This is a genomic window from Bombiscardovia apis (assembly GCF_033095945.1).
Lineage (GTDB): Bacteria > Actinomycetota > Actinomycetes > Actinomycetales > Bifidobacteriaceae > Bombiscardovia > Bombiscardovia apis.
Genome location: NZ_AP026800.1, coordinates 303,308 through 323,333, shown reverse-complemented (window position 1 = coordinate 323,333; position 20,026 = coordinate 303,308). Strand labels below are relative to the sequence as shown.

The 20,026-nt window shown below is 54.7% G+C and carries 17 protein-coding genes; 5 read left to right on the top strand and 12 right to left on the bottom strand.

Annotated elements, in window-relative coordinates; genetic code table 11:
• Positions 1-16: 16 nt before the first annotated feature.
• The 3 genes from R8377_RS01195 to R8377_RS01185 all read left to right on the top strand — a co-directional run bounded on the left by R8377_RS01195 (position 17) and on the right by R8377_RS01185 (position 2,391).
• Positions 17-1,342 carry an MFS transporter gene (locus tag R8377_RS01195; RefSeq protein WP_317643145.1) on the top strand — a complete coding sequence of 442 codons (1,326 nt, stop codon included), beginning with the start codon at positions 17-19 and terminating at the stop codon, positions 1,340-1,342.
• A 121-nt stretch (positions 1,343-1,463) separates the two neighbouring features.
• On the top strand, positions 1,464-1,967 hold the full coding sequence (locus tag R8377_RS01190) for a GtrA family protein (RefSeq protein WP_317643144.1): 504 nt from the start codon (positions 1,464-1,466) through the stop codon (positions 1,965-1,967).
• Between the two features lie 76 nt (positions 1,968-2,043).
• A complete protein-coding gene (locus R8377_RS01185) occupies positions 2,044-2,391 on the top strand; it encodes a phenylpyruvate tautomerase MIF-related protein (RefSeq protein WP_317643143.1) in 348 nt (115 codons plus the stop codon).
• 135 nt (positions 2,392-2,526) lie between these two features.
• On the opposite strand, the gene rplI is transcribed toward R8377_RS01185, so the two are convergent.
• The 5 genes from rplI to R8377_RS01160 form a co-directional block, all read right to left on the bottom strand.
• Entirely contained in the window at positions 2,527-2,979 is a 453-nt protein-coding gene (gene rplI / locus R8377_RS01180; RefSeq protein WP_317643142.1) for a 50S ribosomal protein L9, read from the bottom strand.
• Between the two features lie 13 nt (positions 2,980-2,992).
• The gene (gene rpsR, locus R8377_RS01175; RefSeq protein ID WP_317643648.1) at positions 2,993-3,241 is read right to left on the bottom strand and encodes a 30S ribosomal protein S18; all 249 of its coding nucleotides are present in this window, start codon (positions 3,239-3,241) and stop codon (positions 2,993-2,995) included.
• Positions 3,242-3,305: 64 nt separating this feature from the next.
• Positions 3,306-3,938: a single-stranded DNA-binding protein gene (locus R8377_RS01170; protein ID WP_317643141.1), complete on the bottom strand. Its 633-nt coding sequence runs from the start codon at positions 3,936-3,938 to the stop codon at positions 3,306-3,308.
• Between the two features lie 55 nt (positions 3,939-3,993).
• On the bottom strand, positions 3,994-4,290 hold the full coding sequence (rpsF, locus tag R8377_RS01165; protein ID WP_317643140.1) for a 30S ribosomal protein S6: 297 nt from the start codon (positions 4,288-4,290) through the stop codon (positions 3,994-3,996).
• Between the two features lie 143 nt (positions 4,291-4,433).
• Complete coding sequence (locus R8377_RS01160) at positions 4,434-5,645, bottom strand: C39 family peptidase (protein ID WP_317643138.1); 1,212 nt, start codon at positions 5,643-5,645, stop codon at positions 4,434-4,436.
• Positions 5,646-5,855: 210 nt separating this feature from the next.
• Here R8377_RS01160 and R8377_RS01155 point away from each other — a divergent pair, with 210 nt between their 5' ends.
• Entirely contained in the window at positions 5,856-6,896 is a 1,041-nt protein-coding gene (locus R8377_RS01155; RefSeq protein WP_317643137.1) for a glycosyltransferase family 2 protein, read from the top strand.
• Between the two features lie 80 nt (positions 6,897-6,976).
• Here the strand turns inward: R8377_RS01155 and R8377_RS01150 are convergent, their stop codons facing one another.
• From R8377_RS01150 to rfbB, 7 genes are all read right to left on the bottom strand, one after another.
• On the bottom strand, positions 6,977-11,077 hold the full coding sequence (locus R8377_RS01150; protein ID WP_317643136.1) for a glycosyltransferase family 2 protein: 4,101 nt from the start codon (positions 11,075-11,077) through the stop codon (positions 6,977-6,979).
• On the bottom strand, positions 11,078-12,733 hold the full coding sequence (locus tag R8377_RS01145) for a glycosyltransferase family protein (RefSeq protein ID WP_317643134.1): 1,656 nt from the start codon (positions 12,731-12,733) through the stop codon (positions 11,078-11,080).
• Positions 12,733-13,950 carry an ABC transporter ATP-binding protein gene (locus tag R8377_RS01140; protein WP_425605006.1) on the bottom strand — a complete coding sequence of 406 codons (1,218 nt, stop codon included), beginning with the start codon at positions 13,948-13,950 and terminating at the stop codon, positions 12,733-12,735. The genes R8377_RS01145 and R8377_RS01140 overlap by 1 nt, the downstream gene beginning before the upstream one ends.
• A gap of 9 nt (positions 13,951-13,959) precedes the next feature.
• Complete coding sequence (locus R8377_RS01135; protein ID WP_317643132.1) at positions 13,960-14,787, bottom strand: ABC transporter permease; 828 nt, start codon at positions 14,785-14,787, stop codon at positions 13,960-13,962.
• A gap of 103 nt (positions 14,788-14,890) precedes the next feature.
• Positions 14,891-15,781 carry a glucose-1-phosphate thymidylyltransferase RfbA gene (gene rfbA, locus R8377_RS01130; protein WP_317643131.1) on the bottom strand — a complete coding sequence of 297 codons (891 nt, stop codon included), beginning with the start codon at positions 15,779-15,781 and terminating at the stop codon, positions 14,891-14,893.
• A gap of 130 nt (positions 15,782-15,911) precedes the next feature.
• Entirely contained in the window at positions 15,912-17,366 is a 1,455-nt protein-coding gene (locus R8377_RS01125; RefSeq protein ID WP_317643130.1) for a bifunctional dTDP-4-dehydrorhamnose 3,5-epimerase family protein/NAD(P)-dependent oxidoreductase, read from the bottom strand.
• Between the two features lie 138 nt (positions 17,367-17,504).
• A complete protein-coding gene (gene rfbB / locus R8377_RS01120; protein WP_317643128.1) occupies positions 17,505-18,524 on the bottom strand; it encodes a dTDP-glucose 4,6-dehydratase in 1,020 nt (339 codons plus the stop codon).
• Positions 18,525-18,620: 96 nt separating this feature from the next.
• On the opposite strand from rfbB, the gene R8377_RS01115 reads away from it, so the two are divergent.
• Positions 18,621-20,024 (top strand): DUF2142 domain-containing protein, encoded by a 1,404-nt coding sequence (locus R8377_RS01115; protein ID WP_317643126.1) that lies wholly within the window; start codon positions 18,621-18,623, stop codon positions 20,022-20,024.
• Positions 20,025-20,026: the final 2 nt, after the last annotated feature.

Here is a 20,026-nt window from a genome sequence, read left to right as displayed (position 1 = left end):
TGGTGAAAGGAATCTGATGTCCAATCAGGTCATCGCTGCCGTCAAAGAAGCAGGAAACCGCATTGTAGGCGGATATGCAGAACTCTTGAAAATGCCCGGCACCGCCCGCTACGCCGTGGGAGCCGTGATTGCTTCTATGCCCGCACCTATGGTGGGTATGACCATCACTATCTCGGTGCAGCACTACTACGGCTCATACTCGCTGGCAGGCGCTTTAACGGCCACTCAGGCGATTTCTATGGCCATCGTGGGGCCCGTGCTGGGCAAGCTGGTAGACAAGTTCGGCCAGCGCCGCACCGCTATTCCCACCATTATCGTGTGGATGATTGCCGCAATCAGTCTTATTACTTCGATTACCCTGCGTGCTCCGGCTTGGGTGCTGTACTGCCTGGCTCCCTTCATGGCTGCCATCCCGCCGTGGGGCGCTATGAGCCGCCACCGCTGGACCATGCTGCTCAAGGGCGACCATATTCGCACTGAGCGGGCGCTCTCCTTGTGCGGAGTCTTTGACGAAGCCATGTGGGTAGTCGGCAATCCCCTAGCTTCGATTTTAGCCGTTTATTCCGGCGTTCTCGCCTTCGCATTTACCGGTGTCTGCGTGGCAGTTGGCGCTCTCATGTTCCTAGGCGCCATGGGCACCGAGCCTCCCTCACAGACTGAGCTGGCCCGTAAGGAAGGCATCACCCGCAAGGAATACCGCGCCCGTCAGGCCGCCATTCAAGCCAAGATTCAGGGCGAGGAGCGCAAGTCGAGCTTCTGGAGCGCAGGCCTCATCGCAGTGTGCGTCACTTGGTTTGGATTGGGTGCCTTCCAATCAGCCGCCTCCATCTCGATTATTTCCTTTGCCACCGAGGAAGGGATGAAGCAGTGGACCGGCTTCGTCTTCGCCTGCTTCTCCTTCAGCTCACTCATTGGCGCCCTCCTCTACGGCGCTAAAAGCTGGGCTACACCGCTCTGGAAGCGCTTCTACTTCTGCCTGTTGGTGGTCAACTTGGGCATTGCAACCTTCCTCTTCGCCCACAATTTGTGGACCATTATGCTTATTTACTTGGTTATCGGTGTTTGCCAGTCGCCCACTTGGATCAACGGCAACCAGCTCATGCTCCACTTGGTGCCGCCCATCCGTTTTACCGAGGGTATGGCTTGGCTCAACGCTATGAACTCCATAGGCTCCTCGGCGGGCTCGGCCATAGCAGGCGTATTCATCGACCGCTACGGCTCCCGCGGCGGCTTTGGCGTAGTCACCACTCTGGCCTTAACCAGTCTTGTTATCGCCTTCGTTGGTTTTAAGCAGATTCGCAACTCTACCGAGCAGCCAGACTTAACACTCATGCCCGCCTAGAGCTCAGACTCCCTAGATTCCGCCCGCGTTCCCTTGTTCACAGGATTAGGTACGCGGGCTTTTGCTTGTCTCAGATCGCGTATCAGCTTGAAGCACACCCCTTGCGCTAAAATGCTTTATTGTGCGAAAACTCATTGAACAGGTAGCGAAATTTGGCGTAGTGGGCATCATTGCCTTCATCATCGACATCGGTCTGATGAACCTCCTCCTTCACTTCCATGTCAACAATCTAGTTGCTAGCACTATTTCATTCCTGATTTCTCTGGCTTTCAACTACTTAGCCAGCATGAAATACGTGTTCACCCACCGCGACGATATGGCTCGCTGGATGGAAATCACTATCTTCTTCGTGGCCTCCGCTATTGGCTTAGGCATCAACGAAGTGGTCATCTGGCTGGGCACTTCCACGCTGCCAGCCGATGCCATTACTAGTATGCACGGCAAGTACACGCTCTACTCCAACGTTGCCAAGATTGCAGCCACGGTCATTGTCTCCATCTGGAATTTCGTGATTCGCAAGTGGCTACTCGACGCTCCCGCCCCCGGCAAGCAAGTCTCCGAAGCTTCTATATCCCACCGTTTGGGCGCTTATTCCTTAACTCACAGCCCTTTCGGCTGGAAGTGAGCGCGGCTGGGAGCTAGTCTTAAGGAAAGCAATACCGCAGCTTACCCTGAGCGCGGCATTTTTTAGGAGGACTATCATGCCAGTCATTCACACCCATGTCAGCACACCTTTAAGCACTGAGCAGCGCGAACACATCAAGGCCGCTTACGGCAAGGCCATTCAGGCAGTTCCCGGCAAGTCTGAAGGCTGGCTTATGTGCCCCTTTGAATCTGACATGCCTATCTACTTTGCGGGAGATGACTCTAAACCAGCCGCCTACGTGGAGGTCAACGTATTTGGCTCCAACGTACCGCGATCGGCTTGGGAGCAGCTTACGCAGTCTATTATTGCCACTCTAAGCAAAGAGTTGGGTATCCCCGGCGACCGCACCTACATCCGATACACGGCCACCACTGACTGGGGCTGGAACGGTTCTAACTTCTGAGGCAGCTCACTATATCGGGCCTAGCCTCAAAGCCCGGCCATGATATGCGAACGGCTCCTAAACTTCCTCAGTGGAAAGTTTAGGAGCCGTTCGTTTGAGCCAAAAGCTAAGCGCTTGGCTTAGCTGGCATCAAGCTCACTTCTCGCCGGTCACCTTAACGGTGAAGGAGGCGGAAATTTCAGGGTGAAGAGCCACCGTTGCGGGGAACTCGCCCGGAGTCTTGATAGTCTCCACCGAGATGGAACGAGGCTCTACAGAAGCCTTAGCAGCCAAAGCCTTAGCAATGGCTTCGCTGGAGATGGAGCCGAAGAGCTTGCCAGATTCGGAAACCTTGGCGCTGAGCTCTACAACGGTGCCCTCGATGGCGTTCTTTGCCGCAACGGCATCCTCTCGGGTAGCCAGCAGCTTGGCGCGGCGGGCGCGGCGCATGGACTCAATCTGAGATGCAGCACCCTTGGTCCAAGTGAAGGCCAAGCCCTTAGGAATCAGGAAGTTGCGGGCATAGCCGGGCTTTACCTCGACTACGTCGCCGGAATGACCAAGATCGCCTACGGTAGCGGTCAGAATGACTTTACTTGTCTTTGCCATGGTGATGCTCCCCTCAGCGACCGGAGGTCTGGTAAGGCAGGAGGGCCATCTCGCGGGCATTCTTGATTGCCTTGGAGATCTCTCGCTGCTGCTGAACAGTTACGCCGGTGATACGACGAGAACGAATCTTGCCGCGGTCAGAGATGAACTTACGCAGCAAAGCTACGTCTTTGTAATCAATCTCGTGAACCTTGGCTACGCTCAGTGGGTTCGGCTTCTTCTTAATCGGCTTGACCGGCGCTTGCGGCCTTTTGCGTGACATCATGTACTCCTTAAAATTTGAACAACTTTACATCTGCGATAACGAAACGTATCTAGCGGGCAGCTTAGAACTCGGGTTCATCCCCAGAACCGCCAAAATCATCGGAGGAACCGAAGGAGCCAAACGAGCCACCAGAGCCGTTGCTAGGGGTAGACCATGGGTCTTGGGCCGGGGCCTGCTGGGCTGGTGCTTGACCGCCTTGGGCAGGACCACCAGCAGGAGCAGAAGCTCCACCCTGATAGCCGCCTTGGTAACCGCCGCCTTGCTGAGAACCAGCGAAGCCGCCGCGACCGCCATTGCCGCCAGCACCTGAGCCGGAGCCCTGGGTACGGGTGACCTGTGCGGTACCGCGGGTAAGAGCAGGACCGACCTCGTCTACACGCAGCTCCACTACCGTGCGGTTGTTGCCCTCACGGTCTTGGTAGGAGCGCTGAGCGAGACGACCTTGCGCGATAACACGCATGCCCTTAGCTAAGCTGGCTTGTACGTTTGTTGCCAGCGGAGCAAATGTGGAATCCCAGGCTGAGCAGCGCAGGAAGAGCGCGTCGCCATCCTCCCACTGCCCCGAATTGCGGTTATACTGCCGCGGCGTGGAGGCAATCGTAAAATCGGCTACAGTACCACCATTAGAAGTAGTACGCACCTCAGGATCAGCGGTGAGGTTGCCCACTACCGTGATGATTGTATCTCCTGCCATAATTCTTGGCCTTTCCTTGTAATCCTTAAACGGATTCCCTTGCTCCTAGAAGAGCCTACTTGGCGTCCTTGCGAAGAATCTTGGTGCGAATAATGGATTCGCTCAAGTTCATCACGCGGTCTAGCTCGTCGGACACAGCAGGCTCGCAGGAGTAATTAATCACTGCATAGTTGCCTTCAGTGTTGCCATCAATCTCGTAAGCGAGCTTGCGACGGCCCCAGTAATCAGCCTTATCGATGGAACCGCCTTCTTTAGTGACGATTTCCAGATACTGCTCAGACAGTTTCTTCAGGGCGCGATCGTCGAGAGACGGATCAGCGATGAACATCATTTCATACTTGTGTTGAGACATCACCCACCTCCTTTGGACATACTCGGTCGTGGACTTTCCACGACAGGAGGGTGTAACACACTACCGGGCGGCCAAAATCCAGATGATTCTAGCCACTGACAGTACTCGCAATATTACATCCAAGGCCCGACTGCAGGCAAGGCTTATCTCACTACTACGGCGAACTTGCGGGCGTTGTAGATTTCTTCGAATTGGGCTCGGCTCAGCCAGTAAGAACCAGAAATGGGGTCGGATACGTGAACCTGGCCGGCGGGAATGTTGTAGCCGTCTAAGGTCACAGCATGGTTATTGTTAACTGCTGCTCCGAAACTCCACCGGCCCCAGCGCACCGGCTTAAAGTTAATCGTAACCCATGCCACTACTGGATTGCCTACCCGCACCTCGCTGATGAGCGCGTCCATGGGCTGACCGGAGATGTTCTGCACATTGCCATACTGCTGCCCCCAGCCGGTCAAAGGAGCCGGATAGATAGCGGAATACACCGACGAACTCTCCCTGAAGGGGCTACCCACGAAGCCGTTGTTGGGGTCCCCATTGGGCGAGCGCGGGATGGTATTCAAAAAGGAGCGCAGGCTCCAGTCGCTCAGCTTGCCCTTATATTGCAAGGCTTGGAGCAGTGAAGCACCCTCGCAACCGCTAGGTGCTCCTTCGGCGTATTGGTTGTATGTGCGCACGTTCAAAATCCGCATGTCTGCGAAGGACTGGGCCGCCTCGCCCACCCCATACCAAGAGATACCTTCGTAGCGCCATCCGCGAGACTGGAGCATATTGCGCTCATTGCCGTTGAGCGTGAAGTGATGGGCTCCCGGGCCCCGATCGTTGGGATTGTAGAGCCGGTAAACCGGGTAACCATTGGGAGCCGCAGCTTGCCAGCCGATGCCCTCATAACGCCAGCCCTTAGAGAGGACCATATCTCGCTCGTTGCCGTTGAGTGAGTAGAAATGCTCGCCGGAATTGGGGTTATACATGCGATAGACCGGTGTGCCTTCAAGAGGAGAGCGCCAGCCCACGCCCTCGTAATTCCAACCCTTGCGGCGCAGGAAGTCACGCTCATTGCCGTCTCGGGTGTAAAAGTGCTCACCGGTGTTGTGGTTATACATGCGGAAGAGCTCAGCGTTGGGCACATTTTCACCGCGCAGCAGCTGCGAACGCTCGAATTGAATGTCTTCCTTGGGTGCTTGCGTGCTGTCTGCCTCGGCTTTACCGGCCTTGAGCGGCGCTTCCAACTGCACAACTTGCCCATTGATCACAGTGCTCTGAGCCGCCTGCGCGTCCAAACCTTGCGCAGCAGCCCCATTGGCCCCCAACAAACTCAACACCAATACCGCACTCGTGTACGCCCCACGCATCCTCATCCTCACAGCCCCTTCTGCTTCACTCTCGGTAGCTGCTTCTTTGGCTGCTATCCATTACCGTTGCCCACTCATTCCCAAAAAGACGACGAACTTACCAGTCTAGCGATAGCTGTGCCCGTTTTCGAGTCGTCTGTGCATCTCTCATCGAGTTATCCACATTTGTGCTGGCCGAGTTGGTCTAGGTCGTATTCTTCCCTACACTTGGGGGTTATGACATTTCAAGCTAGCTCAAACCAAGCCCTGGTTTCCATCATCGTACCCGTATACAACGCTGAACTGTATCTAGAGGCCTGCCTTCGCTCAATCCTAAATCAGAGCCACTCGCAACTCGAAATCATTGCAGTAGATGACGGGTCTACAGACCACTCCGGCAGCATTTGTGATCGCATGGCTCAAGAAGACGACCGCCTGCGGGTCATTCATCAGTCCAATGGCGGTATCGGCAAGGCGCAAAACCGCGGTCTCGATGAAGCCCGAGGAGAATATATCGCTTTTGTAGACAACGACGACATCCTCGACCGCCACAACATTGAGTTTCTCCTCAAGGCCATACAAAACTCCGGAGCCGATATGAGCAAGGCGCGTTGGACCCAGTTTGGTGCTTCTCAACACGCTTCCATAGCTGAGCTGGCCGAGGTGGGCGCTCCCGCTCCCCGCAGTATCACGCTATTGGTGCAACCCTTCCAGGCCTATCAAAATGTGTTTTGTAAGAGCCTGCGCAAGCTAGCAGACTTGAGAAGCAAGAAGGGCGAGGCTCAGTATTTCAATGAAGCCAATTGGTGCCGACTTTACAAGCGTAAGGTGTGGAAGGATATTCGTTTTCCCGAAGGCGTCTATGCGCAAGATGTGATGATTGCCGGCCAGCTTTACGAACGCATGCTATGGGTGGCTGACATCGACCTACCGCTCTACTACTGGCTGCAAACGCCGGGCTCGGTCACCCACTCCAATAAGGAACCTAGCTTCTACCACGACAACATTGCGGCTGGGATAGCGAACTTTAAGCTGGCTCTTGAGCACGATGTGCGCCCTGCCCGCAGCACCTACACCATGCTCGATGGTTTGCGTTCCCTGCGCACAGTCAGCAGGCAAACAGGCCGCGACCAAGACTTGTACCAGAGCGACAGGCGGGCAGTTCGTCAGCTCCTACGGCAGTTAGACCCAGCTACCCTGCTCTCCTGCTTGGGTCTGAGTATCCTGCGCTCAGCCGAGAAACGGGTGTACGACCTCAAGATTAAGAACATGGCTTAATAGCGGCCTTCGCATGTAAGACGAAAGGGCTCTGAAACTGAGCATAACTCGGTTTCAGAGCCCTCTACTATTGAAAGCGATCAGGTATTATCGCGCACCCAGAAATTGCCCGAGGTGCGGGAGAGGTTGGGGTTGTAGTAAGGATCGTTGTCAACAATCGTTGCGTAACGCTCCCGGAACTTGGCTGCTTCCCTATCCAAACGCGCTTTCTTTTCCGCACTCTTCACGTCGTAACCGCGTGTGAGCGACTCGTAGTGGTAGAGCTCAACTTCGTGGGCCCATACGTTATCTCGACCGAGTTCGTCGTGGATTCTAATGCACAAATCCACGTCGTTGTAAGCTACCGCCATGTCTTCATCAAAGCCGCCAACGGCTTGGAAATCCTCAGCTTTGACCATGCAGCAAGCGGCCGTCATGGCATAATAGTTGACATTTTCCACTAATCGACCGAAGTAGCCCAAGTGAGTGCGGGGGCACCCGGCCTGAATGTGGCCCGCAACGCCGCCCAAGCCTAAGACGATGCCCGCGTGCTGAATCGTCTCAATCGGATAGTAGAGCTTGGCGCCCACCACGCCCACGCGCTTCATCTGAGCGAAGGAAACCATGCGGGTCATCCAATGGGGGCTAATAACCTGGGTGTCATCGTTGAGGAAGAGTAGGAACTTACCGCGCGCCTTGGAAGCGGCGATATTGTTGATGCGCGAGTAGTTGAAGGGAATGTCAATCTCTTCAATGCGCAACTTGCTCCCCATAAGCTCCTGATAGTGGCTGTAGAGCTTGTGCATGGCCGGGTTGGTTGAGCCATTGTCAGCAATGATGACCTCGTAATTGCTGTAGGTCGTCTTAGCGATGATGGAATCCAAGCAGCGCTCAATGTTGTCGTAGCCATCTTTCGTGGGGATAATGACCGAAACCATGTCATCTCCCGAAACCGGATAGTGCACATTGTAGATACCACTCGGCCCAGCACTCACTACCTGGGCACCGGTCCCCCGCCGTTCCATAGCCGACTGTAAAGCCCGCAAGCCAGCATCGGAAGCATAATTCTTAGCTCCGCTGCCCGATGCTGTGGACGAGGCCAGCGTGCGCCAGTGGTAGAGCACCTTGGCGATGTGCTGGATGCGCTCAGGGCTGGTCTGCTCCACGAAGCGCAAGACCATGTCGTAGTCTTGAGAGCCCTCGTAGCCGGGCCTAAAGCCGCCGATTTTCTCAACAATCGACCTGCGATAGACGCCCAAATGGCTGATGTAGTTGGTCGAGAGCAGAAGGTCGGGCGCGTAATCAGGCTTGAAATGCGGGTCTGAGCGGTGCCCTTCCTCATCTTCCTTGTCTTCATCGGAATAAATCAGGTCTGTATCAGGCTTCTCATTGAGGCGCTTGACTACCTCAAACAGGGCCTGGGGAGCCAATTCATCATCGTTGTCGAGCAGGGCCACGAACTCGCCGGTAGCCAGTTCGAGAGCCGAGTTGCTGGAGCGTGAAATATGGCCGTTTTCCTTACGGAAGACCACCTTGATACGCGGATCCTGCTGGGCATAAGCCTCCAAAATGGGCTTAATGCGCTCATCGGTCGAGCAATCATCTGCCAAGCACAGCTCCCAGTTGGGATAGTACTGCTCCCGCACCGAATTGACGCACAGCTCCAGCCAGTGAGGATCCACATTGTAGACAGGCACCAGTAGCGAAATAACTGGCTGCTGCTTGAAAGCTGCGACTTGAGCACGCACCTGGGCCGGGTCGTAGTGCTCAGTGCGAGCAATGAGCTTACGGTAAGCCTGCTCCTGCTGGCGAGGCACCAGATATTTGTCACTCAGCTGGTGGGCCAAACGCCGCGGGTGACGCAGGAGGCCGAGCTTGCGCATAGCTTCGCTGGCCTGAGACAGAGCCGCAATCGCCGGGAGCTTCAAGGGCAGGGCCAGCTCACCAGTTGGGGAGGTCAAGACCAGCTTGGGGCTTTGGGCCCGCCAAGTCTGATAAGCACCTTCTTCCACGCTGATGCGAGCCGCAAAGCCCACTTCCACATCGGGCTTGGTATGAAGAGTCATATTGACATCGGGACGCAGACTCCGGTGCAGTTGCTCGATTTGGGCAGCAGAGCTTTCACTCAGAGACAGCTGGGCAGCTTGACCTGCCTCCCGGTCTGCAGCCCAGCCTTCGACCACAAGGTGGCGGCCATCGTTCGATACCTTCACCCGGTCAATGGAGCCGCACACCGAGTTGGAATCGCCCTTTGCAGACGGGAAGTAAACTGTAGCGAAGGGATCACTGAGCCCTGGATGCGAGCGCAGATAGGCAGCAGCATCGTCGGAGCTAATCACCAGCGCCGACTTAGCCAAGCGAATGAAGGAGCTGTAGGGCTGCCAGAGGGTGGTGAGACCCTGCTCCTGCCGGGCACGAGCACAGAAGTCGATACCGCGCAGGCCGGCAGCGAGGCTGGTCTCAAAGCCCTTGAGTTTGCGGAAAGATTGGGCACTAACGAGTAGGCAATCTTCCGTTACTGCGAACATGTCGTGGGGCAAAATATCTCGGAAGTAATAGCCGATGCCATGGTCCCACTCCCCTCGCATTTCGAAGGGATGGCCCGAGCGCAGAGCCCGCAAGGTAACGCCGGCATTCTCTACCATCTGAGACTTGCTAAAGATTTTGCCCCCCACAATGCCCACGCCTTCGGGGCGGGTGTAGTTGACCATCTCGGCTAACCACTTGGGGTTGTCTGGTTTGAGTCCGTTGAGGAAGACCAGGAGCTTTTGGCTCTGCTTGAGGGCAATCTCGTTGACCTGCTCGGCTTCGGCGCGCACGAAAGTCACGGACGGATAATCGGTGCCGGCCTTGAGCTGGGCAAAGAGCTCGTCGCTGTAGCCACTGGCGATGACGGCCACGCTGGGCTGCTGGGCCAACTGGTAATCAATCTTGTACGTGCCCAAGTTTTCGAGCATGCGCACCTTGCCGGGCATCTGCCGACGCTCAAGTGCTGCTTCCACAGCCTTCTGCCCAGCCTCATAGGCATACATCTTACTGGTCGGATCTCCGGCCACTGAACTGGCTAAGGTGCGCCAGTGGTAGAGCATGTGAGCAATGTGATGGACACTCTCCGCCTGCTCTGTGGCCCGCAAGACGAAGTCGTAGTCTTGGCTGCCATCGAACTCAGCGCGCAAACCGCCCACGCGCTCCTGCAAACTGCGCGACACTACTACAAAGTGGGTAATGTAATTGTGGCTAAGAAGCAAATTGGGCGAAAAACCGGGCTTAAAGAAGGGATCAAAACGCACGCCTTCTTCAGTCATCTTATCTTCATCAGAATAGATGAAATCACGAGACGGGTCTTCGTTGATGGCTCGCACCACCTCGAAGAGGGCCTGAGGAGCCAGTTCGTCGTCGTTGTCCATAAAGCCGATATAGTCGCCGGTTGCCATCTCAATAGCGGAGTTTGTGGCCTGAGCAATACCGCCGTTGCTGCTGCGCTCCACCACGCTGATACGCGCATCGCTTTCGGCAAGTTCCTTCAAGAGCGGGCGCACGTGGGGTGAAGGCGAGCAATCGTCGGCCAAGCAAAGCTGCCAGTGCTCATACCACTGGTTTTGCACCGAAGCCACGCACTTGCGCAGCCAAGTCTCTTCAACGTTATAAACCGGCACCACTATCGAAATGAGCGGCTGCTTCTTAAAGGCTGCAATCTGCTCGTGAGCTTGGCTCTGCGTCATGTTTTCATGCTGGGCAATCCAGCGATCGTAAAACTCCTGGTGGTCGGTCACCCGCCTCCTGAGCGCATCTGTTAAATCGCGGAAACCAGAGGGAGTCCAAGCGCGGGAAAGATAGCGAGCTGCGCTGCGAGCCTTGCCTTTGAGTTTATCGCTTTGCAACTGGCGCTCAAGTTTGCCTGGTTCCAAAACCAGTGTCTTGTCTTTACCATTGAGGGAAACGACCAGCCTGCATGGGGTTTGCTCGTTGGGCAGTGTAACACTAAAACCGGGCTTGGAGCCATCTTCCAAGCTATACATGGCAGCAATCTCAGGGCGGGGCTGGCGAGTCAGGCTCGAATCCTTGCCTTCAACACGCATCCTGAGACCGCGCTTGCGCAGCTTGTCAACAGCCCAACCGGCAATAACGACCTTGCCCGTATCGCTATCGCGAGTTACCGTGTCGAGCTCAATCTGGTAATTCATCGAATTGTGGAGCAGCATTTACGCCCTACCTTTAATGAGTTTTTGTGCCCGTCTGCGCAGTCGCACGAGCAAGCGAACACATGGATTATTTCGTAAGCTATACCAATAGTCCAGCTGCACCATCTGATGCTGCTGGCGGGTCCGAATCTCTTGCGAAAGCTTGGCCAAAGCCGGCGCTGGAATGTGAGACAGCGGGTAGACCTGCGCCCGCACCGACAGCTGCTTGAGCGAACCGGGCGAGTGGAAGTAGACTTGGGGATCTGCTGCCATGAAGAGGTAGACACCTTCGAGCTCAATGTCAGCGTTCGTGGACATATTTAACGAATCCAAAGCACCGGATTCGGCTTTCAAACCAGTCACCAAGCAGGGCTCTTCACCAAAGTCAACGCGGACCACTTGCTGGTTTCGGCAGTCGATGTCGAGCTTGGTTTCCTCACGCAAGGGGTAGGCCGCGGGCGCCAAATTACTAGCGTTCATGTTGGTAGACTGCCCCAGATACACGCGAACAGCCTGCTGGTAGAAGCGCACAACCGGGTTGGCAGCGAACTGGATGGACTGATTGTAGTCAGTCACCATCTGGCTGTGGCGCACAAGATAGGAGCGATAGACCTCACTCATCTCGAAGGGCTGCTGCGGACGCTGGTTCAGACGCTCCATCAGACCCGTAAATACGCCGTCGATAGCGTATTGCTTGACGAACTGCTCTCGGTGCTCACCCTGGAAAGCACAGGCCTGAGCATATCCATCGACGATAAGCTGGGCCAAAAGCTGGGGCTCTAAGCGCGACTTGGCGCACTCCTGCTGGGCCTGTACCAAAGAGGGCGAGCCGCCTTGTGAACGGCCAGAGAAGTTGAACTGGGCAGCTTGCTCACAGTTGCTGGCATTCAAATAGCCCGGACCGCCGAAACGGTCGTAGAGGAAGACCGGCACTCCTTGAACTAAGCAGTATTGGACAGTTTTGCCGATTGAAATTACGCAATCATACTGGTCCAAGAGCTCAGGAGAGGTGAGCTGAGGCTGGCCGCCCACCACATCGTTCAAAATGTCAACCTCGATACCCTGCTGGCGGAGCACATCAGCAGCCTGCAAGAGCTCGGAAGGAGCATGATTGGAAACAATTAATACCTTGGCCAGCTGCTCGTGCATGGTATGGGGCTGCTGGGCGAAGGCTTGCGGAGCCGGATTAGGATAGAGAACCAACTTATCTTGCGCTGCGAAATACGGCTTTTGCGCTTCCAAAGTGCTGGGCGCATTGCAGACAATCAAGTCAGCAAGCCCATCTTCCAAACCGTAGATGTAAGGCTGCTCTAAGTGCACTTCCCGGTAGGGAGACATGTGGGCAAAAATAAAGCGAGGGCGCTGGACGGGCTCTTGGGCCAAATCTTCAATCAAACTCGCCGGCAGGACTTCGTGCTGAACCCAGACGAGGTCAAAATCGCGCGCGTGCAGGAGGGCGGACTCCTCGCTGCTGCTAGTAATAACGCTGATGCCGGACTCTTCCAAGAGGTCAAGCATGGGGGCCGCAGCCAGCCAAGCATACATGGTCACCCGGCAGCCTTGTGCCTTGAGGTAGTGTGCTAATTCGTAGGCTTGTACTTCACTGCCACCGATGCGCACGAGCGAGCTCTGGGTAATGAGAACCCGCTGCCCCTGCCACTGTGCTGCCGAACTCATTACGACAGCCTAACCTTGACCTTTGGATGGGTAAGGCTCTGGTCATAGAGTTTGGCCTTCTTAATCTGGAATTGGTAAACCGCAGACTGCTTGAGCAAGAGGTCATCGCCCGAAGCCGCAGCGATATTGATATGGTAGTCGCCCGAAGCAAGCACGTTCTCGATAGCGAAGTGGATGCGATGCTGGCCCTTGGTGAAGGTTTCCTTGTCGGAATTGACCTTGTTTGAGGTTGCCAGTGCCACGCGGCCTTGCTGATCAATCAGGTTGACAGCAAATACGCCACGCTCGATGTCTTTGGCGCACTCGAAGGTGACGTCAAGGTCAAAGTCTTCGTTAATCTCCAGCTGCTGGGCCTCTTCCCCGTTGACTAGAGTCTTCACATCTACGAGCTTAATGCCGTTGCCTTGCTCCAAGCGCACCGCTTCGTTATCTTTTTGCACGACCTTTTGCTGCTGCTCAAGGAAGTAGTCCGAGTAAGCATTGGCAACGTCGTCTGGCAGACCATACTTGGCAATCACACCGTCTTGAATGAGCATGGCCTTGTTACAGAACTTGCGCACATCGCCCATAGAGTGCGTGACCAAAATGATGGTTTTCTTCTGGCGTTTGGCCTCAAAGAAGTAATCCTGGCACTTCTTTTGGAAGGCTTCGTCTCCCACGGCCAGCACCTCGTCAAGGACCAGAATGTCTCCCTGAGACTTGATAGCGACAGAGAACGCGAGGCGGACCTGCATACCCGAAGAATAGTTCTTGAGCTTCTGCTCCATAAAGTCGCCCAGCTCGGCAAACTCCACGATGTCGTCGTACATATCGTCGACTTCTTCGCGGGTGAAGCCCAGCATAGCGCCATTGAGGTATACATTCTCGCGGCCGGTAAGCTCAGGATTGAAGCCCACGCCAAGCTCAATGAAGGGAACCAACTTGCCGTTGACCTGCACAGAGCCTCGATTAGGCGTATAAATCTGCGAGATAATCTTCAACAAGGTGGACTTACCAGAACCGTTCTTGCCCACGATGCCAAAGAAATCGCCCTTTTCAATCTCAAAAGAGATATCTTTCAAGACGTGCTGTAGGGTGTAGCCCATCTTGCCCCGCACGGTATTGAATAAGACACCCTTGAGACTGTTGGTCTTCTCATAAGGCAGCTTAAAGTCCTTGGATACGTGCGAGACCTTCAGCGCTATATCGTCAGGCAAATCCTGATTCGTTGTTTTCATCAGACCCATTTATACCAACTCCGCAAAGAACTTAGACTTCACCGTAAAGTAGTGCACGCCGCCGAAGAAAATCAGCAAGGTGAAGACAACCGGCCAGCAGGCGATAAAGAAGTTGCTCTCCCACTGCCACAAGGTGGGGTTGGCTGGCGAAATAAGCACGTGGCGGGCATCCTGCACTATCTGAGCAACCGGGTTGAGCAGCAAGTCGAACTTGGCGTAGACCGGGCCCATGGCTCCTGCCTTGGAAGAAATCATGCTAATCGGGTAGATGATAGGCGTGGCGTAGAAACCAGCCTGAGTCACTACCTCCCAAATCGGGTTCAAATCGCGCAGGTTCACGTAGAGAGCGCTCAAGAAGAAGGCAACGCCCAAGGACAAGACGTAGAGCTCAAGCACAATCGGGAAAATCAAAAGATTGGACCAAGAGGGCTTAACTCCGTTGACCAGAGCGAAAATAATCACCACTACAAAGTTAAAGCCAAAGTTGATGAAAGCGCTCATAGATGAGGAAATCACGATGACGTACTTGGAGAAGTGAATCTTGCGCAAGAGGTCGCCGTGCCCCACAATCGAGAGCATGCCGCCGGTTGTGGTTTCGTTGAAGAAGTTCCACAAGATAATACCCAGCAAGAGGGCCACAGCGAAGTGGGGTACGTCTGCGCCAAAACGCATGAAGCGCACGAAGACCACATACATGATGGCGAAGAGCATGAGTGGCTTTAACACAGACCACAGGTATCCCAGAATCGACTGCTGGTATCGCAGTTTAAAATCTGTAGAAACCATAGCCTTCAGCAGAAGGCGGTTCTTCTTAGTGAAAATCTCAGTGATTTTCAATAGGTTCTCCTTGATTCACGGATACATCTATCAGCAAGCTGCTCACACTAGCAGCTTGCGGCAGTCATCAGCCTAGCGCGCAAGTCTACGCTCAACTCTAAACTCAACCGAGCTTTTTGACCAAAATCTTGTTATTTGCTACGTCCATTAAATGCTGGCCGTAAGGCGACTTGCCGTACTTCTTGGCAGCTTCTACCAACTGTTCACGCTCAATCCAACCATTTTCGTAGGCAATCTCTTCGGCTACAGCTATGGGAAGACCCTGTGCCCGTTGCACGGTACGCACAAATTCGCCCGCCTCGTACAAGGAGTCCATAGTACCGGTGTCGAGCCAAGCGTAACCGCGGCCCAAGGTCTGCACGTTGAGGGAACCGTCTTCCAAATACATGCGGTTCAAATCGGTAATCTCAAGCTCACCACGGGCCGAAGGCTTGACCTGCTTGGCAAACTCAGTCACGCGGTTGTCGTAGAAGTAGAGGCCGGTGACTGCGTAATTGCTGGCCGGATTCTCGGGCTTCTCTTCAATGCTGATGACCTTGTTGCTCTGGTCAAACTCCACCACGCCGTAGCGCTCGGGGTCGTCGACATAGTAGCCGAAGACTGTCGCACCCTTGTCTGCGCTGGCAGCCGCACGCAAGGTGTGACCTAAACCGTTGCCGTAGAAGATGTTGTCTCCCAAGACGAGAGCACAGGGCTCGCCGTCTACAAACTCTTCGCCTAGGATGAAAGCCTGCGCCAAACCGTCTGGGCTCGGCTGCACTTTGTAAGAGAAGTGGACACCATACTGCTCACCGCTGCCCAAAAGGCGCTCAAAATTGGGCAAATCCTGCGGGGTCGAGATGATGAGAATGTCACGAATGCCGGCCATCATCAAGACGCTTAGGGGGTAGTAAATCATCGGCTTGTCGTAAACCGGCAGCAACTGCTTAGACGTCACCGTGGTTAGCGGATAGAGGCGTGTACCAGAACCGCCCGCCAGAATAATGCCTTTCATCAGTTTTGCACCTTCCTCAAACTGTACGCTCGTCGATAAAGTCGAAATCAGAAAACAGCATACTGTATCAAACTGTTCTCGCTGAGTCCAGCGCGCATATCTGTGCTGGACTTGCGCAATCGGCTACGAACTAAGCCTCAAGCTGACCGGCAATATAGTCGCTCATGGACTGCTCCCAATCGGCAGGTTGGAAGCCCAGAGCCTCAATCTTGCTGAGGTTAAGCGCAGAATTGACAGGGCGGGGCGAGACTGGCTCACTGGCCTGTGCGTAGTAGTCTGCGGTTGAAACCGGGCGCACTTTGCTTCCGTTGCCGTTAGTCTGCTCGAAGACAGCGCTCGCAATCTGCGCCCAAGAGCGGATAGCTCCCGAACCGGTGAGATTGTAGGTGCCATAAGGAGCAGCCGAATCAAGCAAGTAGAAGATTGCCTTAGCCATGTCAGTAGTGAAGGTCAGGCGGCCATACTGATCGTCGACCACGGTAATCTCATTCAGAGCATTGTCCGGATCGGCTACGCGGTCGGAGAGGCCCATCATGGTCTTCACGAAGTTGTGCCCTTGGCCAATAACCCAGCTGGAACGCACTATGTAATGACGGGGGGCAGTAGCTACTGCAATGTCTCCAGCAGCCTTAGTCTGGCCATAAACGCCCAACGGAGCGAAAGCTTCTTCTTCCGTGTGCTCCTCTTGAACGCCGTCGAAGACGTAATCGCTAGAGACATGCACCAAAGTAATCTGATGCTCGCGAGCTACTTGAGCCAGCAGAGCCGGGCCCTGAGCGTTGGCCTGCCAAGCTACCGGGCGACCTTGAGCGGTCTCAGCCTTGTCGACAGCTGTATAAGCGCCTGCATTGACGATGGTGCCGTAGAGCGACCAGTCAAACTTGCCGTAAGCTGAGGGGTCGGAGAAGTCGAAGGTATCGATGTCTGTGAACTCAAAGCCCTCTAGGCCACGCTCTTCTACATACTGACGGATGGCCTGACCCAGCTGACCGTGGGCACCGGTAACGAGCGTGCGCCGGGGAGCCATCGGCTTCACGTCCTTGAGCATAGGATGGGCCAAGTCGGCCTCAGAACGCTCGCTAGATTCCAGAGGAATAGGCCACTCAATGTGAAGCTCGGGGTCGGCCAAGTTCACGAAGGTGTACGTTTTCTTCTGCTCCATAGACCAGTGGGCGTTAACCAAGTATGTGTAAGCGGTGCCGTCTTGGAGAGCCTGGAAGGAGTTGCCCACGCCACGAGGCACGTAAATTGCCTTGGAGGGGTCGAGGCGGGTGGTGAAAACCTGGCCGAATGACTCGCCAGGACGCAAATCTACCCAAGCGCCGAAAATCTCACCGGCTGCGATAGAGATGTACTTATCCCAAGGCTCAGCGTGGATGCCGCGGGTAACGCCCTTGGTGGCGTTGAAGCTGATGTTGTTTTGGACCGGACCAAAGTCAGGCAGGCCCAGAGCAGTCATCTTGGCGCGCTGCCAGTTTTCCTTGAACCAGCCTCGGTTGTCTCCATGCACTGGCAGGTCAAATACTAAGAGGCCGGGAATATTGGTTTCCTGAACCTTCAACTCTTGCTCAAATGTTAACGACATGCCTCTTACAGCCTCTCCCGTCGGCGCTCCGACGTACTCCACAATTGCTCATACAAGCCAGTAGCCCTGCCGACTCTGAACTGACCTGCCATGCTAGCAAGCCAAGTCGCGTGAAGGAGCCGACAGGGCGGATGCAGGTTATTGGCCCTGCTGTTGGTACTTCGCTTCAGTCTTTGCCTTGGCAGGCTCCCACCAATCGCGGTTGCTCTCATACCATTCGATAGTTTGGCGCAAGCCAGACTCGAAATCAGTATGCTGGGGCTGCCAGCCAAGCTCAGTGCGCAACTTGGTGGAGTCGATGGCATAACGACGGTCGTGGCCAGGGCGGTCTTGAACGTGGTCGAAAGCATCTTCTGGTTGGCCCATGACGCGCAGAATGTCGCGCAAAACGGTGATGTTGTTGCGCTCACCGTCGGCACCAATTAAGTAGGTTTCACCCAAACGGCCCTTGGTCAGAATGGTCCACACAGCCGAGGAGTGATCCTCGGTATGAATCCAGTCACGCACGTTGAGTCCGTCGCCGTAGAGCTTGGGGCGGTTGCCTTCCATAATGTTGGTAATCTGGCGGGGAATGAACTTCTCTACGTGTTGGTAAGGACCATAATTATTGGAGCAATTCGAGATGGTCATACGCACGCCGAAAGTCCTGAACCAAGCGCGGACCAGCAAATCAGAGGAAGCCTTGGTTGAGGAATAGGGCGAAGAAGGATGATAGGGCGTCTCTTCGGTGAAGCGAGCCGGATCGTCCAGCGCCAAGTCGCCGTAGACCTCGTCGGTGCTCACGTGATGGTAGCGCACGTCGTACTTGCGGGCGGCCTCTAGCAAGCGGAAGGTGCCGTCTACGTTGGTCTTGACAAAGGGCTCGGGATTAGCAATCGAATTGTCGTTGTGAGACTCAGCCGCATAGTGCACGATTGCGTCGTGGCCGGGCACAATCTTGTCAAGCAGTTCAGCATCGCAGATATTGCCATGTACGAACTCAACCCGGTCTTCGGGCAGGCCCTTAATATTGTCGATGTTGCCGGCGTAAGTGAGCGCGTCCAAAACGGTTACGTGCACATCGGGGTGGTTATTGACCACATAGTGGACAAAGTTCGAGCCAATAAAGCCACATCCACCAGTGACGATAATGTTGCGAGGTGAAAAGTTTTCAGTCATATAGGCAATACTACTTCCCCTCGCAGAAATTCTTGTAGGCTAGGGTCACAGAGGGCTGCGGGCAGCCGCACAAATAGCAATTTTCAAGGAGAACGGGTGAAGCGTGTACGAGAAGTAATAGTTAGCAGTCGCTTACCCATGCTTATTTTCCTCCTGCTTGCGCTCGTGCAGGGCTCCTATTTTATGAACGCCATTGGCCCGCTCACCATTCCCGACGCTGATTTGAACGCCAACACCTCTTACGCTATTGCTACCGGGCAGATTTTTAACCACCCCGAGCACAAAAAGGATGCCTTCCAAAATCCAGTTAAAGTGCAGTATATTACTGGCGATTCACGTATGTTGTCGCACAAGGGTATAAGCAACGAACTTGTGTATACCATTACTGCCAATCCCTTTGTTCGAGACCCACAACTTAAAGCTCAACAGTCAGTAAACCGAGACGCAGCTACCACCATTACGGTGCCGGATACAAGGCTCCACAACCGCTCCAACCAATACTTCCCACTGGTCTACCTGCCCCAGGCAGCAGGTATTTGGGTAGCGCTTACTACCGGTAGTTCACCTTACGAAGTCTGGCAAGCCGGACGCATATCGAATTTCGTAGTCTTTCTACTACTCATGCTCGCCGCCATCGCGCTTATTCCCAAGGCTAAGTATTTCCTCGCCTTAGCTGGATCCGTTTCGCCTACCATTTTCATAGCTTCCAGTCTCATGTCGGATGCCTTCTTTATCAGTATTGCTGCCTGCTTCCTTGCTCTCTTCTTCCGCGTGAGCGAGAGCCGCGGGCCGGCAAGCCAAGCGCAAATGATAGGTCTTGTAACACTCACCGTGCTCCTCTTCTATTCCAAACTGGTCTATGTGGCGCTCGCCATGCTGGTATTGGCCCTTCCCTCCCACATTTTTACGCCCAAACGCAAAGCAATCTTCACCGGCTCTTCAGCAGGGATTGCTCTGATCACATATGCCCCGTGGAATCACTGGTTTGGAGGCACACTGGCCAACGCAAATATCAGTCAAAACCGCCATTGGCTGCTCAACAATCCGCTTGCTGAGTTACAAACCATCACTTGGAATGTGGCTTTCTTGCCTCAAAAATTGCTTGCGCTTGAGCCTATGGTGGGAGAGGTTCTGCTCGTTGTGGGTCTGTCTTGGGTTGCTCTCCTGCGCCATCTGCCGCACGAAAGCCAGCAGCAGAGTGAACGCTTAGGCCTGTGGTGCAGTCGCAACCGCTATCGAATTGTCTCAACAGTGGCGTTTTTGGCTTGCTTGTATCTGACCTATTTGGCATTGTCGATCACTTGGAATCCCATGCCCAAACTTGATAATACTTCGGAGATACTAGGCTTCCAAGGGCGCTATCTTCTGCCACTTATCCCCCTCTTGGCGAGTGTGGCCTTCCCTGCGCAAAGTATAGATTCGCTTAGAGTTGCGGGCCACGCTGAACGCCCAGCATTTGAAACCGCAGTCGAGAGTGAAAACGTAACTAAGCTACTATAAAT